The organism is Bacillus cereus group sp. MYBKT14-1 (assembly GCF_051915185.1).
GTDB lineage: Bacteria > Bacillota > Bacilli > Bacillales > Bacillaceae_G > Bacillus_A > Bacillus_A cereus.
Genome location: NZ_JBQAEF010000001.1, coordinates 695,054 through 721,427 on the forward strand (window position 1 = coordinate 695,054; position 26,374 = coordinate 721,427).

The window sequence follows — 26,374 nt, forward strand, 5'->3', positions numbered from 1 at the left end:
GAACTATTTGATTTTAAAATAATTGACAGTCATTCGGATTTAATGTTAACTATATTTATAAACAAGTTAACATTAGGGGTGACAATTGTGACAATAAATAGTAGAACGATTGAAAAATCATCTTATACATATGAAGAATTAGCAGAGAAAAATAAAGCTTACGTATGGCACCCATTTACACAAATGAAAGATTATTTAGAAGAAGATCCTGTCATTATTGAACGTGGAGAGGGAAGAAAACTATACGATGTAAATGGTAATGAATATTGGGATGGTGTTTCATCTATATGGTTAAATGTTCACGGACATCAAGTACCGGAATTAGATGAAGCAATTCGTGAGCAATTAAATAAAATTGCTCATTCTACTATGTTAGGACTTGCTAACGTTCCATCTATTTTATTAGCAGAAAAAATTATTGAGGTTGTACCAGATGGATTGAAGAAGGTATTCTATTCTGATTCAGGTTCTACCGCTGTTGAAATTGCAATTAAGATGGCTTTCCAATATTGGCAGCATAAAGGGAAACCAAAGAAACAAAGATTCGTTACATTAAAAGAAGCATATCACGGTGATACAATTGGAGCTGTTTCAGTAGGAGCAATAGACTTGTTTCACCAAGTGTATAGTTCGCTCTTGTTTGATGCGATTAAAATGCCGTATCCATATACATATCGTTCTCCTTACGGAAATAATAAGGAGGAAATTGTAAAAATCCATTTAGAAGAAATGGAAGAATTGTTGAAAGAAAAGCATGAAGAAGTAGCTGCCATCATTGTAGAGCCATTAATGCAAGGTGCTGGCGGAATGATTACAATGCCAAAAGGATATTTAAAAGGACTGCGCGATTTATGTACAAAGTACAATGTATTATTTATTACAGATGAGGTAGCGACTGGATTTGGGCGTACAGGGAAAATGTTTGCGTGTGAACATGAAAATGTGACGCCAGACATTTTAACTGCTGGGAAAGGTTTAACAGGTGGATATTTACCAATTGCAGTTACGGTAACGACAGATGAAATATATAATGCCTTCTTAGGAGAATATGAAGAACAAAAAACATTTTTCCATGGACATAGCTACACAGGTAATCCGTTAGGGTGTGCCGTAGCAATCGCGAATCTAGAACTATATGAAAAAACAAATTTAATAGAAGAAGTGGCACGTAAAACGGATTATGTGACAGCGCAATTAGAAAAGCTCTTTGCGTATAAACATGTAGGTGATATTCGTCAGTGCGGATTAATGGTTGGTATTGAGCTTGTGAAGAATAAGGAAACGAAAGAAGCGTTTGACTGGACAGAAAGAGTCGGTGTTCAAGTATGTAAACGCTCAAGAGAGCTGGGTATGATTTTACGACCGCTAGGTAACACGATTGTATTTATGCCACCACTTGCTTCTACTTTTGAAGAGATTGATGATATGTTACGCATTTTATATAAGGCAATCTCAGATGTTACGGAGGGAGAATAATGAGTGGTTTTTTCATAACAGCAACTGATACTGAAGTTGGAAAAACAGTAGTTGCAGGTGCTATAGCAGGTGTATTTAGAGAATTAGGATATAACGTAGGGGTATATAAACCGTTACAAAGTGGGCATGTTGCATCAAACCCTGAGGGAGATGCGGCAAGGTTAAAAGCATTATCAGGTGTACGGACACCAGAAAATGAAATTTGCCCTTATTCTATTGAAGAACCACTTGCTCCGAGACTTGCCATGAAAAGAGCTGGAAGAGTAGTAAAGTTAAAAGAAATTACTGATTACTATAATGAACTATTAAAAGAGTTTAATAGCTTATTTGTAGAAGGAGCAGGTGGGCTTGCTGTCCCATATACAGAAGATGCTTTAGTAATTGATTTTGCAAAAGAATTACAGTTGCCTCTTATTGTAGTAGCTCGTCCTACATTAGGAACAGTAAATCATACAGTGTTAACGATTGCTTACGCAAAGGCGCATGGTTTAACCGTAGCGGGTGTCATTTTATCAGGTTGCAAAGAATGTGAAATGGAAAGAGTGCAAGAAAATAAAGAGATGATTGAAGAGCTGAGCGGGGTACCAGTTTTAGGATTATTGCCATTCTTTGCAGGTGAGTTTACGAAAGAAGAAGTATTAGAATCTGCAAAAAAACATATTATGATTTCAAAATTAGAGGAGTTTATCCAAAATGAATCAAACGTGGCGGGCGCACCTTCAATCTAAATTACAACAATTACATGAGCAAGGGCAGTATCGTGATTTGCATGTAACAGAGAAGGCAGAAGAGACTTGGCTTATTCGAGATAAAAAAAGGATGTTAAATTTAGCGTCAAATAATTATTTAGGGTTAGCTGGAGATGAAAGGTTAAAAGAAGTTGCTATTGCCTGTACAAAAAGATATGGAACTGGAGCGACTGCCTCTCGTCTCGTTGTAGGAAATCATCCATTATATGAAGAGGTTGAGAGAAGCATATGTGACTGGAAAGGTACTGAAAGAGCTTTAATTGTAAATAGTGGGTATACGGCAAATATAGGTGCCATATCTTCTTTAGCCTCTCGGCACGATATTGTTTTTAGTGATAAGTTAAATCACGCAAGTATTGTTGATGGGATCATATTAAGCGGGGCAGAGCATAAAAGGTATCGTCATAATGATTTGGATCATTTAGAGAAGTTGTTGAAAATGGCTTCGCCTGAAAAAAGGAAATTAATCGTAACAGATACCGTTTTTAGTATGGATGGTGATACTGCGTATTTGAGAGATTTAGTACAGCTGAAAGAGAAATACGGGGCAATCATTATAGTTGATGAAGCACATGCGAGTGGAATATATGGAATCGGCGGAGCTGGGTTATCTCATATAGAAAAAAATCTTGCTCAAAAAATTGATATACATATGGGGACGTTTAGCAAGGCTTTAGGGTGTTATGGTGCGTATTTGACAGGTGATGAAATTTATATAGAGTATTTACAAAATATGATGAGAAGCTTTATTTTTACTACAGCTTTACCACCAAGTACGTTAGGAGCGGTGCAAAAAGCAATTGAAATTGTAAAAGAAGATAACGAAAGAAGAGAGAACCTTATAGCAAACGGAGAATACTTCAGAACTAAATTAAGGGATGCTGGTTTTGATATTGGGAATAGTTCAACTCATATTGTACCGATTGTAGTCGGTTCAAATGAACATGCTTTACGGTTTAGTAAAAGGTTGCAAGAGGCAGGGATTGCGGCTATTGCAATTCGTCCGCCAACTGTGCCGGTTCATAGTTCTCGAATTCGCTTTGCAGTTACATCGCAACATACAATAGCTGATTTAAAATGGGCTATTGACCGAATTATCCACATTGCGAAAGAAGAGGAGCTTTTCGTATGAATGAGCTAAAGATTATTTTTATCCCCGGATGGGGAATGGAAGAGAATATTTGGGATTTAGTACTTCCGTATTTTAAAGGATATTCTGTTCAATGCATAGATTGGCGTAATGTGAAAGAACGAAGTGAATTTGCGGAACGAATTATAGATGTAGCGCATAATGACAACGTAATATTGGTTGGATGGTCACTAGGAGCGTTAGCAGCAGTTGAAGCTTATAAAAAGATTCAGGCAAAAGGCATCGTATTAATTGGTGGTACTGCTAAATTTACAAATACGAGCGATTACAGTAACGGATGGAATGCTTTGCATGTAGAACGGCTGAAAAGGAATTTGGCGAGAAGGAAAGAAGATACGCTCAAGCGGTTTTATGAAAATATGTTTACGAAAGATGAGCTAAAAGAGAATAAAAACTTTGAAGACATTGTAGACCGTTTTAAAGGTGATTCTATTCAGTCTTTACAACTAGGTTTGGATTATTTAATAGAAACAGATATGAGAGAAGAACTAAAAGAAATTAAAGTACCTATACTACTTATTCACGGAGAACAGGATGTAATATGCCCATTGTCTGCGGCACGTAGTATGACGGAAAATAGCAGCAGCGAGCTGAAAGTAGTAAGTGAAGCAGGGCATGCATTATGTGTGACGAATTTTGAATATTGCGCAAATGAGATAATTCAATTTGTAGAGGGGATACGACATGATCAACAAAACGTTACTACAAAAACGGTTTAATGGGGCAGCCGTATCTTACGATCGATATGCAAATGTACAAAAAAAGATGGCACATTCATTACTTTCAATCTTAAAGGAACGATATAGTGAAACGGCATCAATACGTATTTTAGAACTGGGATGCGGGACGGGGTATGTAACAGAGCAATTATCAAAGTTATTTCCGAAAGCACATATTACAGCAGTTGATTTTGCTGAAAGTATGATTGCGATTGCGCAAACTAGACAAAATGTAAAAAATGTAACGTTTCACTGTGAAGATATTGAGCGATTACGATTAGAAGAATCATATGATGTCATTATTTCAAATGCTACATTTCAATGGTTAAATAATTTACAACAAGTGTTAAGAAATTTATTTCAACATTTGTCTATAGATGGGATATTACTCTTTTCAACGTTTGGACATGAAACGTTTCAAGAATTGCATGCTTCGTTCCAACGTGCGAAAGAAGAAAGAAATATAAAAAATGAAACATCGATTGGTCAACGTTTTTATTCAAAAGATCAGTTGCTTCATATATGTAAGATAGAAACAGGGGATGTGCATGTTTCTGAAACATGTTACATAGAGAGTTTTACAGAAGTTAAGGAGTTTCTGCATTCTATTCGAAAAGTAGGAGCAACTAATAGCAATGAAGGATCATATTGTCAAAGTCCCTCACTCTTTCGTGCGATGCTACGCATATACGAAAGAGACTTCACGGGAAATGAAGGGATAATGGCAACGTATCATGCTTTATTTATACATATAACAAAAGAGGGGAAGAGATGAAATGAAACAAGTACAAACAAAAAGGGATTGGAAAAAACTTGCATACGACGTAGTGGAAGAGAAGATGATTACGAAAGAAGATGCAATAGCGATATTAGAAGCTGATGATACCGAAGTTTTAGAAATTATGAATGCGGCTTACATTATTCGCCATCATCACTTTGGTAAGAAAGTAAAATTGAATATGATTATTAATACGAAATCTGGATTATGTCCTGAAGATTGTGGATATTGCTCACAGTCTATTATTTCAGAAGCACCGATTGATAAATATGCATGGTTAACGCAGGAGAAGATTGTAGAAGGGGCACATGAAGCAATACGCCGTAAAGCAGGTACATATTGTATTGTAGCGTCTGGTCGTCGTCCGACGGATAAAGAGGTAAATCACGTAATTGGAGCAGTTAAGGAAATTCGTGAAACGACAGACTTGAAGATTTGTTGTTGTTTAGGTTTCTTAAATGAAGATCAAGCAGGACGTTTAGCGGAAGCAGGCGTGCATCGTTATAACCACAACTTAAATACACATGCAAATAATTACGATAGTATTTGTTCAACTCATACGTATGATGATCGTGTTGATACAGTTCAAAAAGCAAAACAAGCGGGCATTTCCCCATGCTCGGGAGCGATTTTTGGCATGGGAGAAACAATTGAAGAGCGTGCTGAAATTGCATTTGAATTACAACGTATAGATGCAGATTCTATCCCTTGTAATTTCCTTGTTGCTGTAAAGGGGACACCTCTTGAAGGACAAAAAGAGTTAACTCCAGTAGAATGTTTAAAAGTACTGGCAATGATGCGTTTTGTAAACCCAACAAAAGAAATTCGTATTTCAGGAGGACGTGAAATCAATTTACGTTCTGTACAGCCAATCGGTTTATTTGCAGCAAATTCTATTTTTGTCGGGGACTACTTAACGACAGCTGGACAAGAGCCGACTGCAGACTGGGGTATGATTGCAGATTTAGGATTTGAGATTGAAGAGTGTGCATTATAAGATAGATGAAAAAGCAAACTTGTAAAAGGGTTTGCTTTTTTTGTAAATAAAATGTAATAAATAGTTGTGAACGCCTGTTACTATTGGTTTTTGAACGAAAAAAAGAATTTTTGTGAACGAATTTTCCAAGCCCTAGTTGTACATAGTAAATATGTAATTTATATTGGGTTGGAGGATTTTACATGTACAAATACATATTAGCGATTATGACTTGTTTAATTTTAATAAAAGCAATAAGTTCTGATCCAGTTAAGGCTGCTGAAAATCCTGAACAAAAAGAGATGCAACAAAGAATCGAACAACACTTTCGAACGAAAGCTGAACATTTTGGATTGAAAACGGAAGGAAAAGATTTAAAGGAAGTTAGAAAAGAAATTACTATTATAGAAGAAGCGAAAAAAAGAGAGAATGTATGGAGAACAGCACAAGCTCTTCATATAAAAACAGAAGGAAAAACGATGAATGAATTAATAAAAGATGTACAAAAAAAGGTGAAAAAATAAAAAGAGGCCGTAGCCTCTTTTTTTATACCCATTGTTTTGATAAGTGAGCCATTTCAATTGCAGCAACAGCTGATTCATATCCTTTATTACCAGCTTTCGTACCTGCGCGTTCAATCGCTTGTTCAATTGTTTCTGTCGTTAATACGCCGAAAATAACTGGGATGTCCATTTGTAGTGATAAAGACGCAACACCTTTTGCTACTTCATTACAAACGTAATCGTAGTGAGTTGTAGCACCTCGGATTACAGTACCTAATGTAATAACAGCATCATACTTTCCGCTACTAGCCATCTTTTTAGCGATTAAAGGAATTTCAAATGCACCAGGAACCCAAGCAACATCAATATCATTTTCTTCTACACCGTGACGCTTTAATCCGTCTAAAGCGCCGCCAAGTAACTTACTTGTAATAAATTCGTTAAAACGTCCAACAACAACTCCAACTTTTAATCCTGTACCAACTAAATGACCTTCGAATACCATAATAAATCTCTCCTTTAATTATAAGTTTAGTAAGTGTCCTAATTTGTTTACTTTCGTTTGTAAATACGATTTATTCTCTTCTTTTGCTGGCATTTGCAACGGTACACGCTCGACTACTTCTAAATCGTAACCTTGTAAGCCAGCAATTTTTCTTGGGTTATTCGTTAATAATCGTAAACTTTGTAAACCTAAATCTTTTAATATTTGTGCTCCGATACCGTAATCACGAAGATCAGCAGGGAAGCCGAGTTTTTCATTTGCTTCTACAGTATCGAATCCTTCTTCTTGTAATTTATAAGCACGAAGCTTATTAAGAAGCCCAATGCCTCTTCCTTCTTGTCTCATATAAAGAAGAACACCTTTTCCTTCACGCTCAATTTGAGCAAGTGCTGCATGGAGTTGTGGTCCGCAATCGCAGCGATGTGAACCGAATACATCTCCTGTTAAGCATTCAGAATGAACACGCACAAGTACCGGTTCACCTATTGAAATATCACCTTTTACAAGTGCGATATGTTCTTTCGTATCTAATGAGTTAGAATAGCCAATTGCGTGGAAAGTACCGAAATCTGTAGGTAATGTAATTTCCACCTCTCTCGTCACAAGTGTTTCATGATGGCGGCGGTAAGCAATTAAATCTTCTATTGTAATCATTTTTATATCAAATTGTTTTGCGCATTCTATTAAATCAGGTACACGTGCCATCGTGCCGTCCTCATTTATAATCTCGCAAATAACTCCAGCTGGTTCGGCACCGCATAGCTTCGCTAAATCAACAGCAGCTTCTGTATGACCTGCACGACGCAGGACACCGCCTTCTTTCGCAATTAATGGAAAGATATGTCCAGGTCGATTGAAATCAGCGCCTTTTGATGCGGGGTTTAACAATTCTTGTATCGTAGTTGCACGTTCGTGAGCGCTAATCCCTGTTGTTGTAGAAACATGGTCAATGCTCACTGTAAACGCAGTATGATGTGAATCTGTATTATGAGATACCATTGGTTCTAATTGTAGACGTTCTGCGTACCCTGCTGTAATCGGTACACAAACGAGACCACGGCCATGTGTAATCATAAAATTAATTGTTTCTGGTGTAATGTACTCTGCTAAAGCAATAAAATCGCCTTCATTTTCTCGGTTTTCATCATCACATACGATAACGACTTTACCTTGTTTTAAATCTTCTAGAGCTTCTTCAATACGATGAAACATTGTGCTTCCCCCTTATAGAAATCCGTTTTCTTGTAAAAAGCTTTCAGTCATTGAACCTACTCGTTTTGTAGGTTTAGTAATAAAGCGTTCGATATATTTACCAATCATGTCACACTCAATGTTTACGATATCTCCGGCATTTTTTTCTCCAATGACAGATTCGCTTACTGTGTGCGGGATGAGTGAAATCGTTATGGAAGATTCGTCTATATCAAATATCGTTAAACTCGTTCCATCAACAGCAATGGACCCTTTCTGCAAACAATAGCGCAGCAGTTCATCAGAAATTGCTATTTTGTAATAGACGGCATTGTAATGTTGTTTTTTATTTAAAATCGTTCCGATGCCATCAATATGTCCTGAAACGAAATGTCCACCGAATCGTCCATTTGCAGCCATTGCTCGCTCTAAATTTACTTTAGAGTGCGGTTTAAGCATGCGAAGTGATGTCGACTGCATCGTTTCAGGCATTGCATCAACTGTAAATGAAGTAGTTGTAAAGCTTGTTACAGTTAAGCAAATACCGTTAACCGCGATACTATCACCTAAGTGAACATCTAATAAAATTTTCTTTGCATGAATCGTTAATTTCATCGCTTCTCCGCTTTGTTGCATGTTTGCTATCGTTCCTAATTCTTCTACAATTCCTGTAAACATTTCGTCACCTCGTTTCGGGCATTCGCAACGATTTTTATATCATCACCAATTTGTTTCATCTCTTGAATTTTCAAGGAAAGCGCATTTTGTAATTTTGAAAAACCATTTCCTCCAAATAAAGTAGGAGCATCTTTCCCACCAATTAATTTCGGGCTTATATAGGTTACAATTTCATTAAAATTGTTTGTTTTTAAGAAACTTGCATGAATCGATTGGCCACCTTCAACGAATAGAGAAAGAATTTGTTTCTCTCCAAGAAAGGAAAGAAGGTCCTCGATTTCTATATGTTTCGTTTCCATTTGGAATATAGCTATATTTTTAGATTCATAAGAAGATATCTTCTCTTCCTTTACATCCTTACCGACAATAATCCATGTCGGTGCTAAACCATCTGTTATAACATGAGAAGATGGTGGCGTTCGTAAATGGGTATCTAAAACAACGCGAATAGGATGTTTCCCACCATTTGTAATTCTTGTTGTTAAATGAGGATTATCAGCTATAACTGTATTCACTCCAACAAGAATTGCATCATGTGTATGGCGATATTGGTGAACATCAGCACGTGCTTCTTCACCTGTAATCCACTTACTTTCACCAGTTACAGTTGCTGTTTTTCCATCTAAGCTCATCGCTGTTTTGATTGTTACAAAAGGGCGCTTCGTTTTCATGTAGTGAAAAAAGTAGCGATTTAATAAAACTGCTTCTGCTTCAAGAACACCGGTCGTTACTTCAATTCTAGCTTCCTCTAATCTTCTTTTTCCGTTACCAGAAACGAGCGGATTACAATCGAGAGTAGCAATTACAACACGCTTAACTCCTTTTTCGATGAGCAATTCACAACAAGGTGGTGTTTTTCCAAAGTGGCTACACGGTTCCAGTGTTACATAAACGGTAGCGTCTTTGGCGTTCTGACCAGCCATTTGAAGGGCATGAACTTCTGCGTGTTCTTCACCAGCTCGTAAATGAGCCCCCATACCAACGATGTTTCCATCTTTTACAACAACAGCACCAACCATAGGATTTGGACTTGTTTGTCCTGATGTCCCTTCTGCTAACTGCAGGGCAATCCTCATATATTCTTGATCTGTCATTTTCTTCACCTCTCCTAAAAAAATCAAAAAACCCCAAGGATTTAATATCCTTGGGGTTTGGGAGACGTGATTTCTAGAAATATAGTTTGAATACGAAAGCATAGGAAAGAAACCTAACGATAATTGATATTTCTGCATAAGGAAAAAACCTAGCAAAATATCGAATTTTTAAACGCTAGTTGTCTCTTTTTATTTCAGTATAAAAAATAAGTATAGAAAATTAAACATATATAAAGAATCAAAATGAATCTTTAAAAATATGCATACTGAAATAAAAGTGTATTCACTATATAAAAAACTAGAAACATATCCTTCTCCCATCCAGACTATACTGTCGGCCCTAGAGTTTCACTAGATCCACCGTTTTCGAGTTGAAAACGGGTCACGGACTTAGAAGTTTTCACTTCATCACCGCCGGTTGGGAATTTCACCCGACCCCGAAGGATGCTGTTTGCTCAAATTATAGCACAAAAAAAATAAAAGGCTAGTAAAAAATATTCGAATGTGAAGAATTGTGTGAAAATATATGCAGGCTGGAATGGAAATAAAAGTATTAGAAATGTTGTAAGGAGAAGGGATATAACGGAGTTGCTAAAAAGAAAAAACATGCACAAAAAAATGTGCATGTCACATGTAAAATTATTCTGCCTCTGGTGCTCTAACAACAGACTCGAATTTACCTTTATGCGAAGCGTCGCAATAAGGCATATTTTTTGATAAACCACAACGGCATAAAGAAAATGCCGGTTTTGCTGGGAATACATTCCCTTGTGAGTCGACTAATTCCACGTCCCCTGTAACGCGAAAAGAGCCATTATCATTTACTTTAATTTGTACTTTTGCCAACGTTATCCCTCCTTCCCAAACGCTTAATTTCATCATATAATCAAGGGAAGTGCTTGACAATATAAAAAGAGCACTTTGTTTGAGAAAGAAGAGAGTGTTATAATAGTTTTCATAACTGACTAGAGTAAGGTGACGAGAGATGGATAAACAATTACATACATTACGAAACATTGCAAATGAGCGCACGTGGGCATCATTTTTGAATGATAATCACCCATATAGTTTGTTACATTGGTCCATTGCAGGTGTAGGGCAAGAGGCAAAGGATGTTTGGTTACTTCAAGATGAAGTAACATTTCAAACGACAGAATTCCCAACGTTAGATGATGCAATGCAATGGATTTCTGAAAATATGGAACAAGTTACAGACGTTTTAGCGCAATAAAAAACAGGCTTATGCAAGCCTGTTTTTTGTTTCTTTCACATATGTGTTTAAAAATTGATCGACGGCTGCTTCGTACTCTTCTTTATTTTCGTTATAAGAGCAAGCGTGTGCACCGTGTTCTGCAATATAAAGCTGCTTATTATTTTCTTTCGCTTCATATAACGCTTTTGTCATATCAGCTAAAATATAGTCGTCATCTTTACTATGAATAAAGAGAACGGGATTGTTAATGTTTTTTATACAGTCGATTGGTGAAACTTCACGAATTGTATAACCGTCACGAACTTTCAAAAATGCGTTTGCTAAAGGTAATAAAGGCCATTTTGGTAAATGGAATTCAACCTTTAAACGGTGCTGTAATTGTCCTTGAAAATCAGAGAAAGGACAATCTGCAATATAGAAATCAGCACCATCTTCTACAAGTCCTGCGTATTGAAGAAGTGTTGCAGCTCCCATAGATTCACCATGAATACCAAGTGTAATATTGGTGCCAAAACGGTTTTTTAGCCAGTCAACTACGGATTTTAAATCATGTTTTTCATAGTATCCATAGCTTGTTGTTTTTCCGCCAGTTTTACCATGACGACGATGATCGTAAATGAGGACGTTATATCCCCTTTTTAAGAATAAGTTTGCATATTTTACAGAGTTTATTTTATTTACAGTTACACCGTGGCAAAAAACCATAAACTTATTGGTGGAATGACCGGCAGGAATGTAATATCCGTGAAGGTCGTATCCGAATTGTGAAGGGATATGAATTTCTTCTTTATGAAGAGCATCAAAATCCTCTATACGAAAATGTTTTTTCGTTTCTCTTTCGAGTACTTCTTCCTCTGTTTTTTTCTTTAAGTACATCACTTTATTTGTAAAGAAAATCCCAAGGGCAGTTATTGCACCTAGTATAGTAAACAATGCTGCAAAAAAACGTTTCATACTTTACCTCATCCTCCAAATACCGTTACATGTGATACACTTATATTGTATCACAATGATATAAAAGGGGAGAAATAGGAAATGCTGCATATACAAAAAATTACGCCAGCGATGAAAGAAACAATCCGAATGTTCATGTGTGAGAACTGGGGAAGTTCATTGATGGTTTCACGTGGTAAGGGACATCAGTTAGAAGAGTTGCCAGGATTTGTTGCGCTCTCAGATGACAGAATAATCGGAATTATAACGTATGAAGTGACCGGAAATATATGCGAAATTGTATCGCTAGATAGCTTTGAAGAAAGAAAAGGAATAGGGACGAAACTTGTGGATTGTGTATTACAAGTTGCAGAAGAAGAACGGTGCAGACAGGTTTGGCTTATTACAACAAATGATAATATGAATGCGTTACGATTTTACCAAAAACGTAATTTTGTAATGACTAATTTATATGTGAATGCGGTAGAGGAGGCACGAAAAATAAAGAAAGAAATTCCACGTATGGGATATGATAATATCCCAATTTTACATGAAATTCAGTTGGAGTATCGTTTAGTGAAATGATGTAACAATTTTCAGAAATATGAGTTATTAATCTTGACGGATAGTGTAATTTAGGTTACCGTAAAATTGTAATCTATTACCATATTAAGGGGTGACGATGTGGCAACTATACGTGATGTTGCAAAATTGGCAGGTGTTTCAGTCGCAACCGTTTCACGAGTTATTAATGAAAAAGGATACGTTCATGAGGACACAGTAAAACAAGTAAAGGAAGCAATTGAAGAATTACGTTATAGGCCAAACAGTGCAGCGAAGCCACTATTTAAAGAGAGTTCAACGATAATTGCATTACTTGTAGATAATTTATGTAACCAATCAAACATCACTTTGCTACATTGTATTGAGGAAATAGCATATAAAGAAGGCTATCAAATCATTATTTGTAATATAGAGAATAAAGATAGATACATACATATGCTGAAGCAAAATAACATTGCAGGTGTTATTTTGACGAGAGCAGTTTTTAAAAGTGTAGGAGAAATTCCATTTCCGTTTGTTGTGATCGATGAGCAACAATCACATGGAAATTATTATGAAAGTGGACAGAGAGCTGTTTCTTTATTAAAAGAGAAAGGGTGTCACTTTCTTGCATATTTCGGTGAGGGAGAAGAAAGTGAAGAAAGTGAAGAAATGGAAGATCATATAGCAGGGTTTTTAGACGCTGTTTGGGATGAAGGAATCTCTTATCGAGAAGAATGTGTACAAGGGTATACAAATAAACAATTTATTACATTATTGCAAAACAATCCGTATATAGATGGAATTGTAGCCTCAAGTGATCAGATTGCTATTGAGTTAATTCGGTCAGCGAGATTTCTAAATATACATATACCAGATAAATTAAAAATTGTTGGACCGAATGGGAGTATAGAGTGTGAATGGATAGGTTCATCACTACCGACAATTGAAAGCTATGTCAAAGATAACGGAAAAGTAGCTTTTCAACAATTAAAAGGAAAAATAAAAAAGTAAAAGGTGCGTTTTATACGCACCTTTTTATAATGTAATTGCGGCAATAAAGCCAAATATAAGTAACGGTATATTGTAATGTAGAAAAGTGGGTACACATGTATCCCATATATGATGGTGCTGACCATCAGCATTTAAACCGGATGTTGGTCCAAGGGTACTATCCGATGCTGGAGATCCTGCGTCACCTAGTGCTCCGGCTGTACCGATAATTGCAATTGTGGCCATTGGACTAAATCCAAGCTGAATGCAAAGAGGTACAAAAATGGTTGTTAAGATAGGGATGGTTGAAAAGGATGAACCAATTCCCATCGTAACGAGAAGTCCAATAACGAGCATAAGAAATGCAGCGAGTGGTTTGTTATTTCCGATTATATGTGCACTCGTTTGCACTAGAGATTCAACATGTCCTGTTTTTCGAAGAACAGCGCCGAATCCAGCGGCAGCAATCATAACAAAGCCAATAAAGGACATCATACGCATTCCGCTTGTTAATATCGCATCTGCTTCTTTAAGTGGTAGACTGCCACTAACTGATAAGACGATAATACCTGCTAAAGCACCGAAAATCATTGATTCTGTTGTTAATTGAACAGTTAATGTAGCAATGATAGATAATAACCCGAAAGTAATGCTACGTTTTGTATAGGGAACGATTTCATTTTCGGTAGTATGAATTTGTTCTGTTTCATACGTACGAGGTTTTCGGTACGTAATGAATACCGCTACACATAATCCAATAATCATACCGATTGCTGGAATAGTCATTGCTTTTGGAATAAGTGTGACATCAAATGTAAGGCCGCTTTGCGCAGCGTTGGTTTGCAATACGTCATGATAAATTTTTCCGAACCCTGCAGGGATCCACATATAAGGAGTAATCAATCCAAATGTAATAATACATGTGACAAGTCTGCGATCCACTCTCAGCTCATTTAATACTTTTAAAAGTGCTGGAATTAAGATGGGGATGAAAGCAATGTGAACAGGAATCACATTTTGTGAGAAACAAGCCATCGTTAAAATAATGAATAAAATAAGTATTTTAGAATAAACTTGTTTTTTCGTGTCTTGTTCATTGCCAATCCATTTTAATGCAGTTTGAATCATAGCATCTGGAAGTCCTGTTTTGGAAAGGGAAATAGCGAAACCACCAAGCATTGCATAACTTAAAGCGATTGGAGCACTGTTTCCAAGACCAGTTGTAAAAGTGTTAATCGTTTCTGAAATACCGAGTCCGCCGATAAGTCCGCCTGTTAAAGCTCCAACAATGATGGCGACAATGACCTGGACACGTAACAAACTAAGCAATAGCATAATTGCTACTGCGACGAGTACAGCGTTCATAATAAATGTAATCTCCCTAAATTTTTATTCTGTTAAGACAAGTAAATATGAAACATTTTGCTATGTTTATACATACTTGCGACATATTATTATAAAATGTTTTCTATGAAATGTAAAAGAGCCTTTTGTTACTAATGCTGAAAAGCTAGCTCTTGTTTAATTGATTGTAAAGAATTAGCGAATAATTCAGGTTCTTCTAAATCAGGAGAATGTGCTGAATTTGGGAACCAAATCATCTTTTTTATAGGCGCTTCAATAATATCGCAATATTCCTGAACGAGTGCATAAGGAGTTTGATAATCATAGCGACCAGAACAAAAATAAACTGGAATAGATAAACTTGAGATAGAAGAAAAGAAATCGATTGTCAGCATTTCTTCCCATAAAATGCCGGATTTTAAATTTCCTGCGAGAAACTTGAACCAATCTAATAGCGTATATTCGGGAGAAAAGAAACCTTTTCGTATGAAAGAAAAGGAAGATCCGTTTTGGATTGCGCCTCCAAATGTGCCAAGCCACTTTCTTTGAATAATGAGACGTCTCGTATCTAAAAATGGTGGTTTGCCTAATTTTAAAAGGGAAGCTAATGCTTTTTTATGATCATGTTTTTTTGCAGAATGAATTAAATGTTGATATAGCAATTCTTCATTTTGTTTCATATGTACAATTTGCCCAATACCGATGTAAGCCTCGATATACTTTGGATATTGATGTGCTATGTTAAGCCCAATAATACTTCCCCAAGAATGACCAGCGAGAAATAGTTTTTGTTTGTTGAACTTTTTAAGTACATATTGAATCACTTCTTTTGCATCGGAAACGAATTGTTCGATTGTGAAATTTGCTCCGAAATCTTTCATTGAAAAGGATTTACCAGCCCCGCGCTGATCCCAATTAATAACAATAAATTGCTTCTCTAATTCTTTTTGAAAATGGCGAATAAATCCGATTTGTGCCATCCCAGGTCCGCCGTGACAGCATAATAAAATAGGTTGCTCTACGTTTTGTCCACGCATAAGGAGAGTTTGTTTTCGATTATTAATCATAACGCTTTCTATCGTAGCGATACTATTAGGAATGAGTTGTTTGTTTTCGTTATAGAACTGAGGGGTGTAGCTACGAAAAAGCATATTGAAAACCTCCTTTTGTGAAATCGTATGAATCGCACAGGCTATTCATTTTGCATATACTGTTAGAAAATCATTGTAACATACCATACTAGTGTCATTTCAACACGGGAGGAGGGAAATTGTGACGATTGGAGAAATTATAGATGGTTTAAATAGACGTGAATCCATCGCTATTATAGCAAAACGTCTTGAAATAAGCCCGTATACATTATCGAAGAAATTAAGATTGATTGGATACGAATATGATGGAGAGCAGAAGAAACGTATTTTTGTAGGAGATGGAGAAGAACCACGTCACTTACAACTCCAAGAAGCGACCGCCCTTCAATATGAGAAAACAGATTATCAATTATTAATTTATGAGCAATTACAAAGCATTTATGAGTTATTAAGAAAAAGAGAAGAAGTAATTGCACCAATTGTGAGTAAAAGTACAGAGAAAAAGAGACGAACCTTTTCTATTAATACAGAAATATTAGCAAGATTGGACCTTATATCAGAATCGAAAGGAATTCAAAAATCTAAACTTGTAGAAGAGGCGTTGCAACAATTTTTACAGCAATATGAAGTTGACAAAACATCACATTTTGATAACTAAAGAAAAGGATACTATGTTCATTAGAAGAACGAGTATCCTTTTTATGATGTATATTACGTATAAAATAGAGGATCAGTACAAATCCTTTATACGTGAAAAATGAAATTTATTATTAGAGAAACACTTAATTTACTTTTTGAATTCTTCCATCAATAACTGGCTGAATTGGTTCTTTTAATTGTTTTACGTAATTGACTAACGCTTCAAAGTCGTTTGGCCCAGTTTCTGCATTTTTACCATTTTTAAATGATACGAATCCATCACCACCAGAAGCTAAGAAGGCATTTGCAACTACGCTATACGTTGTAGATGGAGATAATTCTTCTCCGTTTGTTAAACGTATATTTGTAACTTTTTCACCGTTTGGTTTATTTGCATCCCACGTATATTGAATACCTGAAATTTGAAGCATTCTTGTTGTTCCTTTTTGCCATTGCTGATTTAAAATATCGCGAATGTCTTGACCTGTTAAATCTACTTTAATCAATTGATTTCCAAAAGGTTGAATGCCGTATAACTCACCCCACGTAATATCACCAGCATCTAAGTCATTACGAATGCCACCAGGATTCATGAGGGAGATTTGAGTTTGCATCGTTTGACGCTGAGCATCGGCAACTAAATTTCCAAGAGTGGACTCACCAGCATCATTTTGTTTACGGTCGATAGGTGCTGTAGATTTTCCGACCACTTCATTTACAAGTGGTGCGATTTTTTCTTTATATTGATCTAGTTTTTTCTTTACTTGTTTATCAGGTTCTACACCTTCATGATACGTTGTAATAACTTCAGCTTTTTTCTTTACAATATCCTTTGTTTTACGATCAATTGTTACATCGACGTCTGAGAAAGCCATTCCGTATGAATTTGCTTGGACAATTAGTTTATTATTTACTGTACCATTTACATACGTATGACTATGTCCACCGAAAATAACATCAACTTCTGGGTCTGTTTCATTTGCAATTCGAGTAAGATCGCCATTTGTTACCCCAGACTCATCGGTTGTTCCACCGACATGAGCAAGAACGACGATAGATTTAACGCCGAGGCGTTTTAATTGTTGTGTTGATTTATTAATTGCTTCTACTTCATCAGTAATTTGTACATTGTTAAGCATCGTAGGCATAACGACATTTGGTGTATCAGTTGTAACAACCCCAATGAATCCTACAGGAACACCATCTACCATTTTTACGGTAAATGGTGGTAAAAATAAGCGGCCAGTTGATTTGTTATAGAAATTAGCAGCTACATAGGGGAAGTTAGCCCCTTTGAAATTTCCTGTTTTTTCATGATATCCACCGTAAATGAGGCGTTTCATTTCATCAATGCCTTCATCAAATTCATGGTTCCCGATTGTACCGACATCAAATTTTAAGTCATTTAAAAATTCAATCGTCGGTTCATCTTGTAATAATGCTGAAACTGGTGGACTAGCTCCGACGATATCACCAGCATGTACGAGAAGTGTATTAGGGTTTTGGTTTTTATGTTCTTTTAAATAAGTAGCTAAGTAATCAGCGCCACCAGCTTCTTTATTATTGATTTTTTTAACAGTATCTAGTTGTCCATGGAGATCATTAATACCAAGCATTTGTACGTCTATGTAGCGGTTTTGTTCAGCTGGATTCTGAGATGGGGGAGCGGCAAATACGCTTGAAAAAGTAATGGTGCTTAAAACAGCAACGGCAGGAATAATTTTTTTCCACATAATATAATTCTCCTTTTTTATAATCTGACATCATACGACATAATTTTAATAGATTCATAGGATTATAGCTACATAAAAATTTAGTCTTTTCGAAAAATTAACATATTTACAAAAAGTGAATAATAGAGTAAAGACCCTTTTTTATTGTCGATTTCATTGTGTATCTACTATAATGGAGAAAAAAGTAAAAGGTGAGTAGCATGAAGAAAAAGAAACAAAGACAAATGCAAAGACAATCACAAGTGAATCAACCAAAGAAAGAAACACTTACATTAGGCGATCAATTAAATGATTCACTCATGCAACAATTAAAGAGTAAGAAGAAAGAGTTGCAAGTGAGGGAAGAGGAAAAAGAGGCAGCTGAACTGGAAAGAAAGCGCCAAGAACAAAAAGAACGTGAAAAGAATAAATCATTTGAAGAACTGCTAAGTGAAAGTAACCTTACTTGGAAAGACTTTAAATAATAAAAAAATGATCAGTGAAATACCACTGATCATTTTTTGACGAGCTTGTAAGAAAAGGGGAGTTAGAATGAGAAAAATTGTCGTTGTTCCACATGAAAACCATTGGAGTGAAAAATTTCAAATGGAGGCTAAAAGATTAAAATCAGCGATGCCAGAAACGGTAAAAATTTATCATATTGGAAGTACGTCAGTTCCCGGACTGGCAGCTAAACCTATTATTGATATGATCATGGAAGTAGAAAATATCGAAAGAGTAGATGGGTGGAATGAACGATTTATAGAGCTTGGTTACATCGTAAAAGGGGAAAATGGTATTTCAAGACGCCGATATTTTATTCATGGAACTGAAGAAAAACGCTCGTATCATTTACACGTGTTTGAAAAAGGAAATCCAGAGATAGTAAGGCATTTAGCATTTCGTGATTATATGATGGCTCATTGTGAAGAAGCAGAGGCATATGCAACCTTAAAGAAAGAATTAGCCGAAAAGTATACATATGATGGCGCGTTATATACGGAAGGAAAAAATGAGTTTGTGCGCAATGTGGATGAAAAAGCGAAAGAATGGAGAAAAAATAACGTGAATGAATGAGTTCACGCTATTTTTTAGCTATATAAAAGTGTTATGTAAACTGTACGTATGTTTTGACTTTTGGGATGAATCTTGTTGAAATAAAATTGTGGCTTATAAAAAATGTAACAATGAAAGGGAGACGACTGTGCATATTCCAACAACTACACTTCATAATGGCGTGAAAATGCCGATGATTGGTCTAGGCGTATATAAAGCGAAAGAAGGAGACGAAGTAAAGCAAGCAGTAAAAACAGCGTTAGAAGTTGGATACCGTTCGATTGATACAGCAACTGTATATGAAAATGAAAGCGGTGTCGGAGAGGCGATACGTGAATCAGGAATTCCAAGAGAAGATATATTTATTACAACAAAAGTATGGAACGACGATCAAGGATATGAGGAGACACTCGAGGCGTTTGAAAAGAGTTTGAAAAAATTACAAATGGACTATGTAGATTTATATTTAATACATTGGCCGGTAAGAGGGAAGTATGTTGATACGTACCGAGCTTTAGAGAAATTGTATGAAGAAGGTAAAGTGCGTGCGATTGGTGTTTCTAATTTTCATAAACATCATTTAGAACTATTATTACCAAATTGCAAAGTGAAGCCGATGGTAAACCAAGTGGAACTTCATCCGATGTTGACGCAATTTGAGTTGCGAAATTATTGTCAAGATGAGCAAATTCAAATGGAAGCATGGAGTCCGTTAATGAGGGGCGGAGAAGTATTCCAGCATCCAATCATTCAGGCTATTGCTAACAAATATGAAAAAACACCTGCACAAGTTATATTAAGGTGGGATATTCAAAGCGGGATTGTTACAATTCCTAAATCTGTTACACCATCTCGTATTAAAGAAAACTTTACTATTTCTGATTTTGCACTAACTGAAGAAGAGATACGTCAAATTAACACGTTGAATCGTGATTTACATGTAGGAACGAATCCTGATAAATATGATACGTTATAAAAAAGACTGTCTCCTAATACTGGAGACAGTTTTCTGTTTTATCGGTAATTCGATATTTTTAACGATGCAAAGCATATGTGTCATATTTAACAATCTTTTGAAGTTGTATATATTCTTCTTTCGTTAAAGGTAACTGTTGACTAGCTCGTATATTTTCCTGTAATTGTTGAAGAGAGCTTGCACCAGGTATAACAGCTGCAACAGTCTTATTATGTAAGCAATATTGAATAGCTGTTCCTGTTAAAGAGCGTTCTCCAATCATTTCTTTTACACTTGCTAGAGTTGCATGTAATTCATCGTAAGAATAAGAGAGATAATCCTTTTCCTTTACTCTTTCTATCTTTCTTGCATTATTGTCAGTTAAAATTCCTTTTGCAAGTGGCCCGCGGGCAATGACGCTAATTTGGTGTTCATTTAGAAGGGGGAACCATTCTTCTGGACGACGATTTAAAAGGTTATATTCCATTAGTACACTAACGATGTTTGAGCGTTTTGCATATTCACGAACGACATTTGGGCGTATAGAAGAAATACCGTAATGGCGAATAATACCTTCCTTTTTCAATTCTTCAAAAGCTTCAATTGTTTCATCTATTGGATCTTCAATTGTTCCGCCATGAAGTTGGTAAAGGTCAATATAATCAGTTTGAAGTCTACGTAAACTTTCCTTTACTTCAGTCTTTATGTAAGCTTTAGAAGGATCCCAAGACCAGCCATTTTTTTCTTCTGTCCAACGATTTCCAACCTTCGTTGTAAGTACAATTTGGTCTCTTCTTCCCTTCAAGGCTTTTCCAACAAATTCTTCATTTAATCCGTAATCATATAAATCTGCTGTATCAAAAAAATTAATTCCTAAATCGATCGCTTCATCGATAATATGCATAGCTTCTGTTTCAGATGTACCGAGAGACATACAGCCAAGGCCCATTTCTGTAACAAACAAATCTGAGTTTCCTAATTGACGTTTTTTCATAGGTCAACCTCCTTACCTTTATTGTACGAGAGGGAAAAGAGGTTGACAAACGTTTACTTTCCGCTTCGCATTAACTGCCCGTAAAAGCATGATTAATGTTTCACTTTATTTGCTGTAATCCACTCTTGTACAGTTGTATACTCTTTGCTATATTGCTTTAGCTTATGGCGAATTTGCCATGCTTTTCCGACTAAAGTGACGCGATTTGGTAAAATATAAACTTTCATTTCTATCACGCTCCTTTCAATGTGGTAAAATGTATGAGGAAAGAATAGGAAATAGAACAGGGAGATGAAGTAGTATGAGTAATCTTGCAGAGAGAACAGTAAAAACTGAGCCAATTTTTGATGGTAGAGTTATAAAAGTTCGTGTTGATGATGTAGTATTACCAAATGGAGCAATGAGTAAACGTGAAATTGTAAATCACCCTGGTGCAGTTGCTATTATTGCTATTACTGATGAGGGGAAAATTGTGCTTGTTGAGCAGTATCGTAAAGCACTTGAAAAGGCGATTATAGAAATTCCGGCTGGCAAGTTAGAACCTGGTGAAAAACCTGAGGTAACAGCAGTTCGTGAATTAGAAGAGGAAACAGGATATGTATGTGAAAATATGGAGCTCATTACTTCTTTCTATACATCTCCAGGATTCGCAGATGAAATTTTATATGTATATAAAGCGACAGGTTTGACAAGAAAAGAAAATAAAGCTGAGTTAGATGAAGATGAGTTTGTGGAATTAATGGAAGTATCGTTAGAAGAAGCGATTACTCTTATGAAAGATCTTCGTATTCATGATGCGAAGACGATGTTTGCAGTACAATATTTACAACTACAAAAATAAACACTCGCCAAAGGCGAGTGTTTTTTAATTGATTTTTGCATATACACGTGCATCACGTAAGCTACCATCTGGTGCTAGGAAATCATTTTCCATTGTCCCTTCTAGAATGAATTCTAGACGTTCTGCTAAGCTACATGCATTTATATTTGTTGCATCAGTACGAATTTCAATTCTTCTAGCGCCTAGTTTATCAAAGGCGAACTGAATTGCACCTTTAACAGCTTCGGTCATATAGCCTTGTTTTGTATAGGCACTATGTAGCCAGAAGTGAAGTGAAAACTTTGGAATATCCCAGTTTTCAGGCTTTAGTGTAATTGCTCCGATGAATGTACCAGATACTTTATCGTATAAGTGAAAATCAAGTGTTTCACGAAGTAAAAACTGTCCGTGAGCTTCGCGAACAATTTCTTCAGCACTCTCTTCTGTTTCAGCGTTAATTGGTATCCACGGTACTAAGTCTTCTAGAGAAGCTTGGATTGCTTCATATACTTCTGCACCATCACCTGGAAATGGTTTACGAACTTGCAAGCGTTCAGTTTGAAATAATGTTGGAAAATCTAATAATAATGGTTTCAAGAGAAATCCCTCCTATTCTCTACTTTTTAGTTTAGCAAAGTAGAGCGGAATTTCAATGTTAATTCGTCATACTTTTTTCTTTCTTTCATACATTTTTAATAAGAGTGTGAACGGAGGGAAGAAAAATGTGGCGAAAAAATTGGCAAGACCGTGTAATGTCTCACATACAGGAAAACTCTTCATTATATATATTTAACGCTGTTTTATTATTGATGGGAGTAATATTCGGAGCCATTCTCGTGAATAGTTTACAAATCAATCAAAAACAAGATTTATCATTTTATTTACAACGTTTTTTTGGACAAGTCTCTAAAGGAGAATTTGCCATTGCGGGCGAAATGTTTCGAGAAAGTTACTTTTCGCAATTAAAATACATCGGATTTATTTGGATTTTAGGAATTTCAATTATTGGATTACCACTTATTTTTATTTTATTATTTGTAAAAGGAGTTGTCGTTGGATTTACAGTTGGTTTTTTAGTAAGTCAGCATGGATGGAATGGACTATTATTAGCATTTGTATCTGTTTTGCCACAAAATTTAATTATCATTCCAGTCTTTCTCGTTATGACAACCATTGCTGCAAGTTTTTCTTTACGGATGATTAGGCATCAATTTATTAGAAAAATAACCGAGCCACTATTACCATTATTAATCCGTTATACATGCTTCTTTCTCGTAATTGGAGTGGTGTTAGCACTTGCTTCTAGTGTGGAGGCTTACGCATCACCAGTTTTAATGAAAGAAGTCGTTGAGGCTATTAATAAAAAATAAATACTTTTTGAGAATAATTATCAATTTGTTTTTATTGTTTTTTCTTTTGACAGAAGCCCTTCTTCTGATATAATGGTGTAAGAGTGGCGAGGAGGGAGTAGTACCGAATGGAAGAAAGAATTGAACGAATTAAGAAGCAATTACATGCAGCGAGCTACAAATTAACACCGCAACGTGAAGCAACAGTTCGTGTGCTGCTAGAAAATGAAGAAGATCATTTAAGCGCAGAAGATGTTTACCTCCTTGTAAAAGAAAAGTCGCCAGAGATCGGATTAGCAACCGTCTATCGAACTTTAGAACTATTATCTGAGTTAAAAGTTGTCGATAAGATTAACTTCGGAGACGGTGTTTCACGCTATGACTTACGCCAAGAAGGTGCGCAGCGTTTCCACCATCATTTGATTTGTACACAATGTGGTGCTGTACAAGAAATACAAGAAGATTTACTTGGTGAAGTGGAAAGGAAAGTAGAACGAGACTGGAGCTTTAAGGTGAAAGATCATCGTTTAACATTCCATGGGATTTGTAAAAATTGTCAAGAAAATGAAACGGATGAAAAATAACCTTTTCCTATTTATCTAGGAAGAGGTTTTTTATTTGAATAAGGTATAAATTGGTGAAAGCTTGGCATATGTTGTAATAACTTATATTTTGGAGGAATTTACAATGCGCCGAGCTTTAAAATTAACTTTTGATGGAATAAAAGTATTTTTATTATTTACAAGTTGTACGATTTTGTTTTATTTCGCTATACTATGGATAAATGAAGAATATGAAAGCTATCATCGTTATGAAAAACCTAAAGAAGAGACTGTAGAAAAAGTATCAGGGAATGAAGAACCGGCAAAGGATGCTTTCGTAAATAGAATGATGTTTTTCTATGAAAATGGGGAGTAGTGTAGAGTGGAAGATCAATTAAAAGATTTTATTCATTATATGGTTGTCGAAAAAGGATTAGCAAAGAATACAGTAGTATCTTATGAACGGGATTTAAAAAGCTACGTAAAGTATTTGCAAAATGTGGAACAGACGAAAACTTTTCATGAAGTGACCCGTTTACACATTGTTAACTTTTTGCAGTATTTAAAAGAGAACGGAAAATCTTCGAAAACATTGGCGCGTCATATCGCATCAATTCGTTCGTTCCACCAATTTTTACTTCGTGAACGAGCGGTAGAACACGATCCATCCGTACATATTGAAACGCCACAAGGGGAACGGAAATTACCAAAGGTATTATCAGTTGATGAAGTAGAGGCGTTACTTCAAACACCAAAAATGACAAGTGCTTTTGGTATTCGTGATAAGGCGATGCTAGAGTTACTGTATGCGACAGGACTTCGTGTTTCAGAATTGATTGCACTCAATTTAGAAGATGTACATTTAACGATGGGATTTGTTCGTTGCATAGGGAAAGGGAATAAAGAAAGAATTATTCCACTAGGAAGTTTAGCAACGGAAGCGATTCAAAAGTATATTGAAAAAGGAAGAAGAGAATTAATGGGGAAAAAAGTAGTAGATGCACTCTTTTTAAACCATCATGGTAATCGATTATCAAGACAAGGATTTTGGAAAATATTAAAACGATTAGCGAAAGAGGCAAATATTGAAAAAGAACTTACACCTCATACGTTGCGTCACTCGTTTGCTACGCACTTATTAGAAAATGGAGCAGATTTACGTGCTGTACAAGAAATGCTTGGACATGCAGATATTTCAACTACGCAAATCTATACGCACGTTTCAAAAACTAGATTAAAAGATGTATATAAACAGTTTCATCCGAGAGCATAGTTACTATGCTCTTTTTTTCATAGATTAAGAGGGGAAGACCGTTTCACAGAAACTTCACAAACATTTCGTATATTGTTTTCAGCAGAAGACTGGAATATTACAATGTATTTCCTCTATACTAAATAAAGTATAAAGGAGGAAATGATGATGAAAAAACTGATTATAACTTTATTTATCGCGATGCTAGCGTTGGCTGGCTGTAATACAAACAAAGAAGAACCGAAAAAAGAACAGAAACTTGAAGCTGTAAAAGTAGCAGTCCAAACAAATCCGAAAGAAATTAAACCAGGTGAAAAAACAGAAGTACAAGCACTTGTTACACAAGGGAAAGAAAAAGTAACGGATGCCGATGATGTAAAGTTTGAAATTTGGAAAGATGGCGACGAAAAGCACGAGATGTTAGATGGTAAGCATAAAGGAAAAGGTGTTTATGCAGTAGAGAAAACATTCGAAACGGATGGAGTATACCATATTATTGCTCACACAAATGCACGTGAAATGCACGTTATGCCAGAAGTGAAAGTTGCTGTAGGAAATGCGAAAGTAGAAGATGCGAAAAAAGAAAATAGTGATCACAGTGCAGGACATGGAGATCATAAAAGTGACACAATGATCCATCTTATGGCTGGAGACATAAAGGCAAATGCTGAATCTACAATGAAAGTTCATTTAAAGCAAAAAGAAGAAGCATTAACTGGTGCTGAAGTACGACTAGAGATTTGGAAAGATGGTGTTGAAAAACACGAATTTATTCCAGCGAAAGAAGGGAATAAAGGAGAGTATGAAACGAAACATACTTTCAAAGAGAACGGTGCTTACAAAGTGAAAGTACATGTAAGAAAAGGCGAATTGCATGAACATAAAGAAGAAACAATAGAAGTAAAATAAAAAGTAGCTCTTTAGAGCTACTTTTTATTTTTAATATGAAGAAATAAATCATAAAAAAATTAGCACTTCGTTGCAGAATGGATTACAATAGAAGTGTGAAGAAAATGAGAAATTCTACGAAAATGTATTAAAAAGAAAGCGTAAACATGTTATGATATCAGTATCAGATGTCTGACATCTGACTTAGAAAAAACTAGAAATGTTTTTGAA

At 35.8% G+C, this 26,374-nt stretch carries 32 protein-coding genes and 1 riboswitch; of the genes, 20 read left to right on the forward strand and 12 right to left on the reverse strand.

Features of this window, described 5'->3' with window-relative positions; translation table 11 throughout:
- The first annotated feature begins 42 nt into the window (after positions 1–42).
- The 7 genes from bioA (at position 43) to ACTFO4_RS03835 (ending at position 6,372) form a co-directional block, all read left to right on the forward strand.
- A complete protein-coding gene (gene bioA / locus ACTFO4_RS03805) occupies positions 43–1,476 on the forward strand; it encodes an adenosylmethionine--8-amino-7-oxononanoate transaminase (protein ID WP_048655595.1) in 1,434 nt (477 codons plus the stop codon).
- Positions 1,476–2,204, forward strand: coding sequence for a dethiobiotin synthase (gene bioD, locus ACTFO4_RS03810; protein ID WP_440013109.1), 729 nt, complete (start codon positions 1,476–1,478; stop codon positions 2,202–2,204). The genes bioA and bioD overlap by 1 nt, the downstream gene beginning before the upstream one ends.
- The gene (gene bioF, locus ACTFO4_RS03815) at positions 2,170–3,357 is read left to right on the forward strand and encodes an 8-amino-7-oxononanoate synthase (protein WP_103621527.1); all 1,188 of its coding nucleotides are present in this window, start codon (positions 2,170–2,172) and stop codon (positions 3,355–3,357) included. Before bioD ends, bioF begins: the two co-directional genes overlap by 35 nt.
- A complete protein-coding gene (locus ACTFO4_RS03820; RefSeq protein ID WP_001004172.1) occupies positions 3,354–4,094 on the forward strand; it encodes an alpha/beta fold hydrolase in 741 nt (246 codons plus the stop codon). The genes bioF and ACTFO4_RS03820 overlap by 4 nt, the downstream gene beginning before the upstream one ends.
- A complete protein-coding gene (gene bioC / locus ACTFO4_RS03825; protein ID WP_000608911.1) occupies positions 4,060–4,869 on the forward strand; it encodes a malonyl-ACP O-methyltransferase BioC in 810 nt (269 codons plus the stop codon). Before ACTFO4_RS03820 ends, bioC begins: the two co-directional genes overlap by 35 nt.
- Before the next feature lies 1 nt (position 4,870).
- Positions 4,871–5,869 (forward strand): biotin synthase, encoded by a 999-nt coding sequence (gene bioB, locus ACTFO4_RS03830; RefSeq protein WP_000815856.1) that lies wholly within the window; start codon positions 4,871–4,873, stop codon positions 5,867–5,869.
- A gap of 182 nt (positions 5,870–6,051) precedes the next feature.
- Positions 6,052–6,372 carry a hypothetical protein gene (locus tag ACTFO4_RS03835; RefSeq protein WP_000280032.1) on the forward strand — a complete coding sequence of 107 codons (321 nt, stop codon included), beginning with the start codon at positions 6,052–6,054 and terminating at the stop codon, positions 6,370–6,372.
- A gap of 22 nt (positions 6,373–6,394) precedes the next feature.
- Here ACTFO4_RS03835 and ribH read toward each other — a convergent pair whose 3' ends face one another.
- The 5 genes from ribH to ACTFO4_RS03860 form a co-directional block, all read right to left on the reverse strand.
- A complete protein-coding gene (gene ribH / locus ACTFO4_RS03840; RefSeq protein ID WP_017673584.1) occupies positions 6,395–6,856 on the reverse strand; it encodes a 6,7-dimethyl-8-ribityllumazine synthase in 462 nt (153 codons plus the stop codon).
- Positions 6,857–6,874: 18 nt separating this feature from the next.
- On the reverse strand, positions 6,875–8,068 hold the full coding sequence (gene ribBA, locus ACTFO4_RS03845; protein WP_000468981.1) for a bifunctional 3,4-dihydroxy-2-butanone 4-phosphate synthase/GTP cyclohydrolase II: 1,194 nt from the start codon (positions 8,066–8,068) through the stop codon (positions 6,875–6,877).
- A gap of 12 nt (positions 8,069–8,080) precedes the next feature.
- Positions 8,081–8,725 (reverse strand): riboflavin synthase subunit alpha, encoded by a 645-nt coding sequence (gene ribE, locus ACTFO4_RS03850; protein WP_061457691.1) that lies wholly within the window; start codon positions 8,723–8,725, stop codon positions 8,081–8,083.
- Complete coding sequence (gene ribD, locus ACTFO4_RS03855) at positions 8,707–9,819, reverse strand: bifunctional diaminohydroxyphosphoribosylaminopyrimidine deaminase/5-amino-6-(5-phosphoribosylamino)uracil reductase RibD (RefSeq protein WP_098770889.1); 1,113 nt, start codon at positions 9,817–9,819, stop codon at positions 8,707–8,709. The genes ribE and ribD overlap by 19 nt, the downstream gene beginning before the upstream one ends.
- 305 nt (positions 9,820–10,124) lie before the next feature.
- Positions 10,125–10,268, reverse strand: a riboswitch (FMN riboswitch).
- A gap of 190 nt (positions 10,269–10,458) precedes the next feature.
- The gene (locus ACTFO4_RS03860; RefSeq protein WP_001151582.1) at positions 10,459–10,665 is read right to left on the reverse strand and encodes a CDGSH iron-sulfur domain-containing protein; all 207 of its coding nucleotides are present in this window, start codon (positions 10,663–10,665) and stop codon (positions 10,459–10,461) included.
- A gap of 139 nt (positions 10,666–10,804) precedes the next feature.
- Between ACTFO4_RS03860 and ACTFO4_RS03865 the strand changes: the two genes are divergently transcribed.
- Positions 10,805–11,050 carry a DUF2552 family protein gene (locus tag ACTFO4_RS03865; protein ID WP_000360793.1) on the forward strand — a complete coding sequence of 82 codons (246 nt, stop codon included), beginning with the start codon at positions 10,805–10,807 and terminating at the stop codon, positions 11,048–11,050.
- Between the two features lie 9 nt (positions 11,051–11,059).
- On the opposite strand, the gene ACTFO4_RS03870 is transcribed toward ACTFO4_RS03865, so the two are convergent.
- Entirely contained in the window at positions 11,060–11,986 is a 927-nt protein-coding gene (locus ACTFO4_RS03870) for an alpha/beta hydrolase (RefSeq protein WP_000819235.1), read from the reverse strand.
- An 81-nt stretch (positions 11,987–12,067) separates the two neighbouring features.
- On the opposite strand from ACTFO4_RS03870, the gene ACTFO4_RS03875 reads away from it, so the two are divergent.
- Both ACTFO4_RS03875 and ACTFO4_RS03880 read left to right on the forward strand, forming a co-directional pair.
- Positions 12,068–12,550 carry a GNAT family N-acetyltransferase gene (locus ACTFO4_RS03875; protein ID WP_000902435.1) on the forward strand — a complete coding sequence of 161 codons (483 nt, stop codon included), beginning with the start codon at positions 12,068–12,070 and terminating at the stop codon, positions 12,548–12,550.
- A gap of 99 nt (positions 12,551–12,649) precedes the next feature.
- Positions 12,650–13,522 (forward strand): LacI family DNA-binding transcriptional regulator, encoded by an 873-nt coding sequence (locus tag ACTFO4_RS03880; protein WP_440013105.1) that lies wholly within the window; start codon positions 12,650–12,652, stop codon positions 13,520–13,522.
- A gap of 24 nt (positions 13,523–13,546) precedes the next feature.
- Here ACTFO4_RS03880 and ACTFO4_RS03885 read toward each other — a convergent pair whose 3' ends face one another.
- Together ACTFO4_RS03885 and ACTFO4_RS03890 are read right to left on the reverse strand one after the other, a co-directional pair.
- Positions 13,547–14,866: a Na+/H+ antiporter family protein gene (locus ACTFO4_RS03885; RefSeq protein WP_000994817.1), complete on the reverse strand. Its 1,320-nt coding sequence runs from the start codon at positions 14,864–14,866 to the stop codon at positions 13,547–13,549.
- Between the two features lie 131 nt (positions 14,867–14,997).
- Complete coding sequence (locus ACTFO4_RS03890; RefSeq protein ID WP_000898969.1) at positions 14,998–15,996, reverse strand: alpha/beta fold hydrolase; 999 nt, start codon at positions 15,994–15,996, stop codon at positions 14,998–15,000.
- Between the two features lie 121 nt (positions 15,997–16,117).
- On the opposite strand from ACTFO4_RS03890, the gene ACTFO4_RS03895 reads away from it, so the two are divergent.
- A complete protein-coding gene (locus ACTFO4_RS03895; protein WP_000151931.1) occupies positions 16,118–16,594 on the forward strand; it encodes a ribbon-helix-helix domain-containing protein in 477 nt (158 codons plus the stop codon).
- 124 nt (positions 16,595–16,718) lie between these two features.
- On the opposite strand, the gene ACTFO4_RS03900 is transcribed toward ACTFO4_RS03895, so the two are convergent.
- Complete coding sequence (locus ACTFO4_RS03900) at positions 16,719–18,308, reverse strand: bifunctional metallophosphatase/5'-nucleotidase (RefSeq protein ID WP_061457688.1); 1,590 nt, start codon at positions 18,306–18,308, stop codon at positions 16,719–16,721.
- A gap of 200 nt (positions 18,309–18,508) precedes the next feature.
- On the opposite strand from ACTFO4_RS03900, the gene ACTFO4_RS03905 reads away from it, so the two are divergent.
- The 3 genes from ACTFO4_RS03905 (at position 18,509) to ACTFO4_RS03915 (ending at position 20,319) form a co-directional block, all read left to right on the forward strand.
- Entirely contained in the window at positions 18,509–18,772 is a 264-nt protein-coding gene (locus ACTFO4_RS03905; protein ID WP_000727561.1) for a YqkE family protein, read from the forward strand.
- A 67-nt stretch (positions 18,773–18,839) separates the two neighbouring features.
- Positions 18,840–19,364, forward strand: a complete 525-nt coding sequence (locus ACTFO4_RS03910; RefSeq protein WP_001227190.1) for a GrpB family protein — start codon at positions 18,840–18,842, stop codon at positions 19,362–19,364.
- A gap of 127 nt (positions 19,365–19,491) precedes the next feature.
- Positions 19,492–20,319, forward strand: coding sequence for an aldo/keto reductase (locus ACTFO4_RS03915; RefSeq protein ID WP_000547993.1), 828 nt, complete (start codon positions 19,492–19,494; stop codon positions 20,317–20,319).
- Positions 20,320–20,377: 58 nt separating this feature from the next.
- Here ACTFO4_RS03915 and ACTFO4_RS03920 read toward each other — a convergent pair whose 3' ends face one another.
- Together ACTFO4_RS03920 and mciZ are read right to left on the reverse strand one after the other, a co-directional pair.
- Positions 20,378–21,292: an aldo/keto reductase gene (locus ACTFO4_RS03920; protein WP_000747210.1), complete on the reverse strand. Its 915-nt coding sequence runs from the start codon at positions 21,290–21,292 to the stop codon at positions 20,378–20,380.
- Between the two features lie 92 nt (positions 21,293–21,384).
- Entirely contained in the window at positions 21,385–21,519 is a 135-nt protein-coding gene (gene mciZ / locus ACTFO4_RS03925) for a Z-ring formation inhibitor MciZ (RefSeq protein WP_000870302.1), read from the reverse strand.
- Between the two features lie 74 nt (positions 21,520–21,593).
- On the opposite strand from mciZ, the gene ACTFO4_RS03930 reads away from it, so the two are divergent.
- Complete coding sequence (locus ACTFO4_RS03930; RefSeq protein ID WP_000067042.1) at positions 21,594–22,133, forward strand: NUDIX hydrolase; 540 nt, start codon at positions 21,594–21,596, stop codon at positions 22,131–22,133.
- Between the two features lie 24 nt (positions 22,134–22,157).
- Here ACTFO4_RS03930 and ACTFO4_RS03935 read toward each other — a convergent pair whose 3' ends face one another.
- Positions 22,158–22,709, reverse strand: a complete 552-nt coding sequence (locus ACTFO4_RS03935; protein WP_000803479.1) for a GNAT family N-acetyltransferase — start codon at positions 22,707–22,709, stop codon at positions 22,158–22,160.
- Between the two features lie 155 nt (positions 22,710–22,864).
- Here ACTFO4_RS03935 and spoIIM point away from each other — a divergent pair, with 155 nt between their 5' ends.
- The 5 genes from spoIIM to ACTFO4_RS03960 all read left to right on the forward strand — a co-directional run bounded on the left by spoIIM (position 22,865) and on the right by ACTFO4_RS03960 (position 26,164).
- The gene (spoIIM, locus tag ACTFO4_RS03940) at positions 22,865–23,482 is read left to right on the forward strand and encodes a stage II sporulation protein M (RefSeq protein WP_013142149.1); all 618 of its coding nucleotides are present in this window, start codon (positions 22,865–22,867) and stop codon (positions 23,480–23,482) included.
- A gap of 107 nt (positions 23,483–23,589) precedes the next feature.
- Positions 23,590–24,045 carry a ferric iron uptake transcriptional regulator gene (gene fur / locus ACTFO4_RS03945; RefSeq protein WP_000392657.1) on the forward strand — a complete coding sequence of 152 codons (456 nt, stop codon included), beginning with the start codon at positions 23,590–23,592 and terminating at the stop codon, positions 24,043–24,045.
- Between the two features lie 103 nt (positions 24,046–24,148).
- Complete coding sequence (locus ACTFO4_RS03950) at positions 24,149–24,379, forward strand: YqzK family protein (protein ID WP_001250432.1); 231 nt, start codon at positions 24,149–24,151, stop codon at positions 24,377–24,379.
- Positions 24,380–24,385: 6 nt separating this feature from the next.
- Entirely contained in the window at positions 24,386–25,276 is an 891-nt protein-coding gene (gene xerD, locus ACTFO4_RS03955; protein ID WP_000390088.1) for a site-specific tyrosine recombinase XerD, read from the forward strand.
- Between the two features lie 147 nt (positions 25,277–25,423).
- Complete coding sequence (locus ACTFO4_RS03960) at positions 25,424–26,164, forward strand: FixH family protein (RefSeq protein ID WP_416809616.1); 741 nt, start codon at positions 25,424–25,426, stop codon at positions 26,162–26,164.
- Positions 26,165–26,374: the final 210 nt, after the last annotated feature.

What these genes read in the sequence shown, in the direction of transcription:
- ACTFO4_RS03820 (WP_001004172.1), top strand. Translation starts at nt 3,354, where the DNA reads ATGAATGAGCTAAAGATTATTTTTATCCCCGGATGGGGAATGGAAGAG.
- ACTFO4_RS03835 (WP_000280032.1), top strand. Translation starts at nt 6,052, where the DNA reads ATGTACAAATACATATTAGCGATTATGACTTGTTTAATTTTAATAAAA.
- ACTFO4_RS03870 (WP_000819235.1), bottom strand. Translation starts at nt 11,986, where the DNA reads ATGAAACGTTTTTTTGCAGCATTGTTTACTATACTAGGTGCAATAACT.
- ACTFO4_RS03875 (WP_000902435.1), top strand. Translation starts at nt 12,068, where the DNA reads ATGCTGCATATACAAAAAATTACGCCAGCGATGAAAGAAACAATCCGA.
- ribE (WP_061457691.1), bottom strand. Translation starts at nt 8,725, where the DNA reads ATGTTTACAGGAATTGTAGAAGAATTAGGAACGATAGCAAACATGCAA.
- bioF (WP_103621527.1), top strand. Translation starts at nt 2,170, where the DNA reads ATGAATCAAACGTGGCGGGCGCACCTTCAATCTAAATTACAACAATTA.
- ACTFO4_RS03885 (WP_000994817.1), bottom strand. Translation starts at nt 14,866, where the DNA reads ATGAACGCTGTACTCGTCGCAGTAGCAATTATGCTATTGCTTAGTTTG.
- ribD (WP_098770889.1), bottom strand. Translation starts at nt 9,819, where the DNA reads ATGACAGATCAAGAATATATGAGGATTGCCCTGCAGTTAGCAGAAGGG.
- bioB (WP_000815856.1), top strand. Translation starts at nt 4,871, where the DNA reads ATGAAACAAGTACAAACAAAAAGGGATTGGAAAAAACTTGCATACGAC.
- ACTFO4_RS03890 (WP_000898969.1), bottom strand. Translation starts at nt 15,996, where the DNA reads ATGCTTTTTCGTAGCTACACCCCTCAGTTCTATAACGAAAACAAACAA.
- ACTFO4_RS03920 (WP_000747210.1), bottom strand. Translation starts at nt 21,292, where the DNA reads ATGAAAAAACGTCAATTAGGAAACTCAGATTTGTTTGTTACAGAAATG.
- ACTFO4_RS03910 (WP_001227190.1), top strand. Translation starts at nt 18,840, where the DNA reads ATGAGAAAAATTGTCGTTGTTCCACATGAAAACCATTGGAGTGAAAAA.
- ACTFO4_RS03960 (WP_416809616.1), top strand. Translation starts at nt 25,424, where the DNA reads ATGAAAAAACTGATTATAACTTTATTTATCGCGATGCTAGCGTTGGCT.
- spoIIM (WP_013142149.1), top strand. Translation starts at nt 22,865, where the DNA reads ATGTCTCACATACAGGAAAACTCTTCATTATATATATTTAACGCTGTT.
- ACTFO4_RS03950 (WP_001250432.1), top strand. Translation starts at nt 24,149, where the DNA reads ATGCGCCGAGCTTTAAAATTAACTTTTGATGGAATAAAAGTATTTTTA.
- ribBA (WP_000468981.1), bottom strand. Translation starts at nt 8,068, where the DNA reads ATGTTTCATCGTATTGAAGAAGCTCTAGAAGATTTAAAACAAGGTAAA.
- ACTFO4_RS03900 (WP_061457688.1), bottom strand. Translation starts at nt 18,308, where the DNA reads ATGTGGAAAAAAATTATTCCTGCCGTTGCTGTTTTAAGCACCATTACT.
- bioA (WP_048655595.1), top strand. Translation starts at nt 43, where the DNA reads ATGTTAACTATATTTATAAACAAGTTAACATTAGGGGTGACAATTGTG.
- bioC (WP_000608911.1), top strand. Translation starts at nt 4,060, where the DNA reads ATGATCAACAAAACGTTACTACAAAAACGGTTTAATGGGGCAGCCGTA.
- mciZ (WP_000870302.1), bottom strand. Translation starts at nt 21,519, where the DNA reads ATGAAAGTTTATATTTTACCAAATCGCGTCACTTTAGTCGGAAAAGCA.
- ACTFO4_RS03905 (WP_000727561.1), top strand. Translation starts at nt 18,509, where the DNA reads ATGAAGAAAAAGAAACAAAGACAAATGCAAAGACAATCACAAGTGAAT.
- ACTFO4_RS03865 (WP_000360793.1), top strand. Translation starts at nt 10,805, where the DNA reads ATGGATAAACAATTACATACATTACGAAACATTGCAAATGAGCGCACG.
- ribH (WP_017673584.1), bottom strand. Translation starts at nt 6,856, where the DNA reads ATGGTATTCGAAGGTCATTTAGTTGGTACAGGATTAAAAGTTGGAGTT.
- ACTFO4_RS03930 (WP_000067042.1), top strand. Translation starts at nt 21,594, where the DNA reads ATGAGTAATCTTGCAGAGAGAACAGTAAAAACTGAGCCAATTTTTGAT.
- fur (WP_000392657.1), top strand. Translation starts at nt 23,590, where the DNA reads ATGGAAGAAAGAATTGAACGAATTAAGAAGCAATTACATGCAGCGAGC.
- bioD (WP_440013109.1), top strand. Translation starts at nt 1,476, where the DNA reads ATGAGTGGTTTTTTCATAACAGCAACTGATACTGAAGTTGGAAAAACA.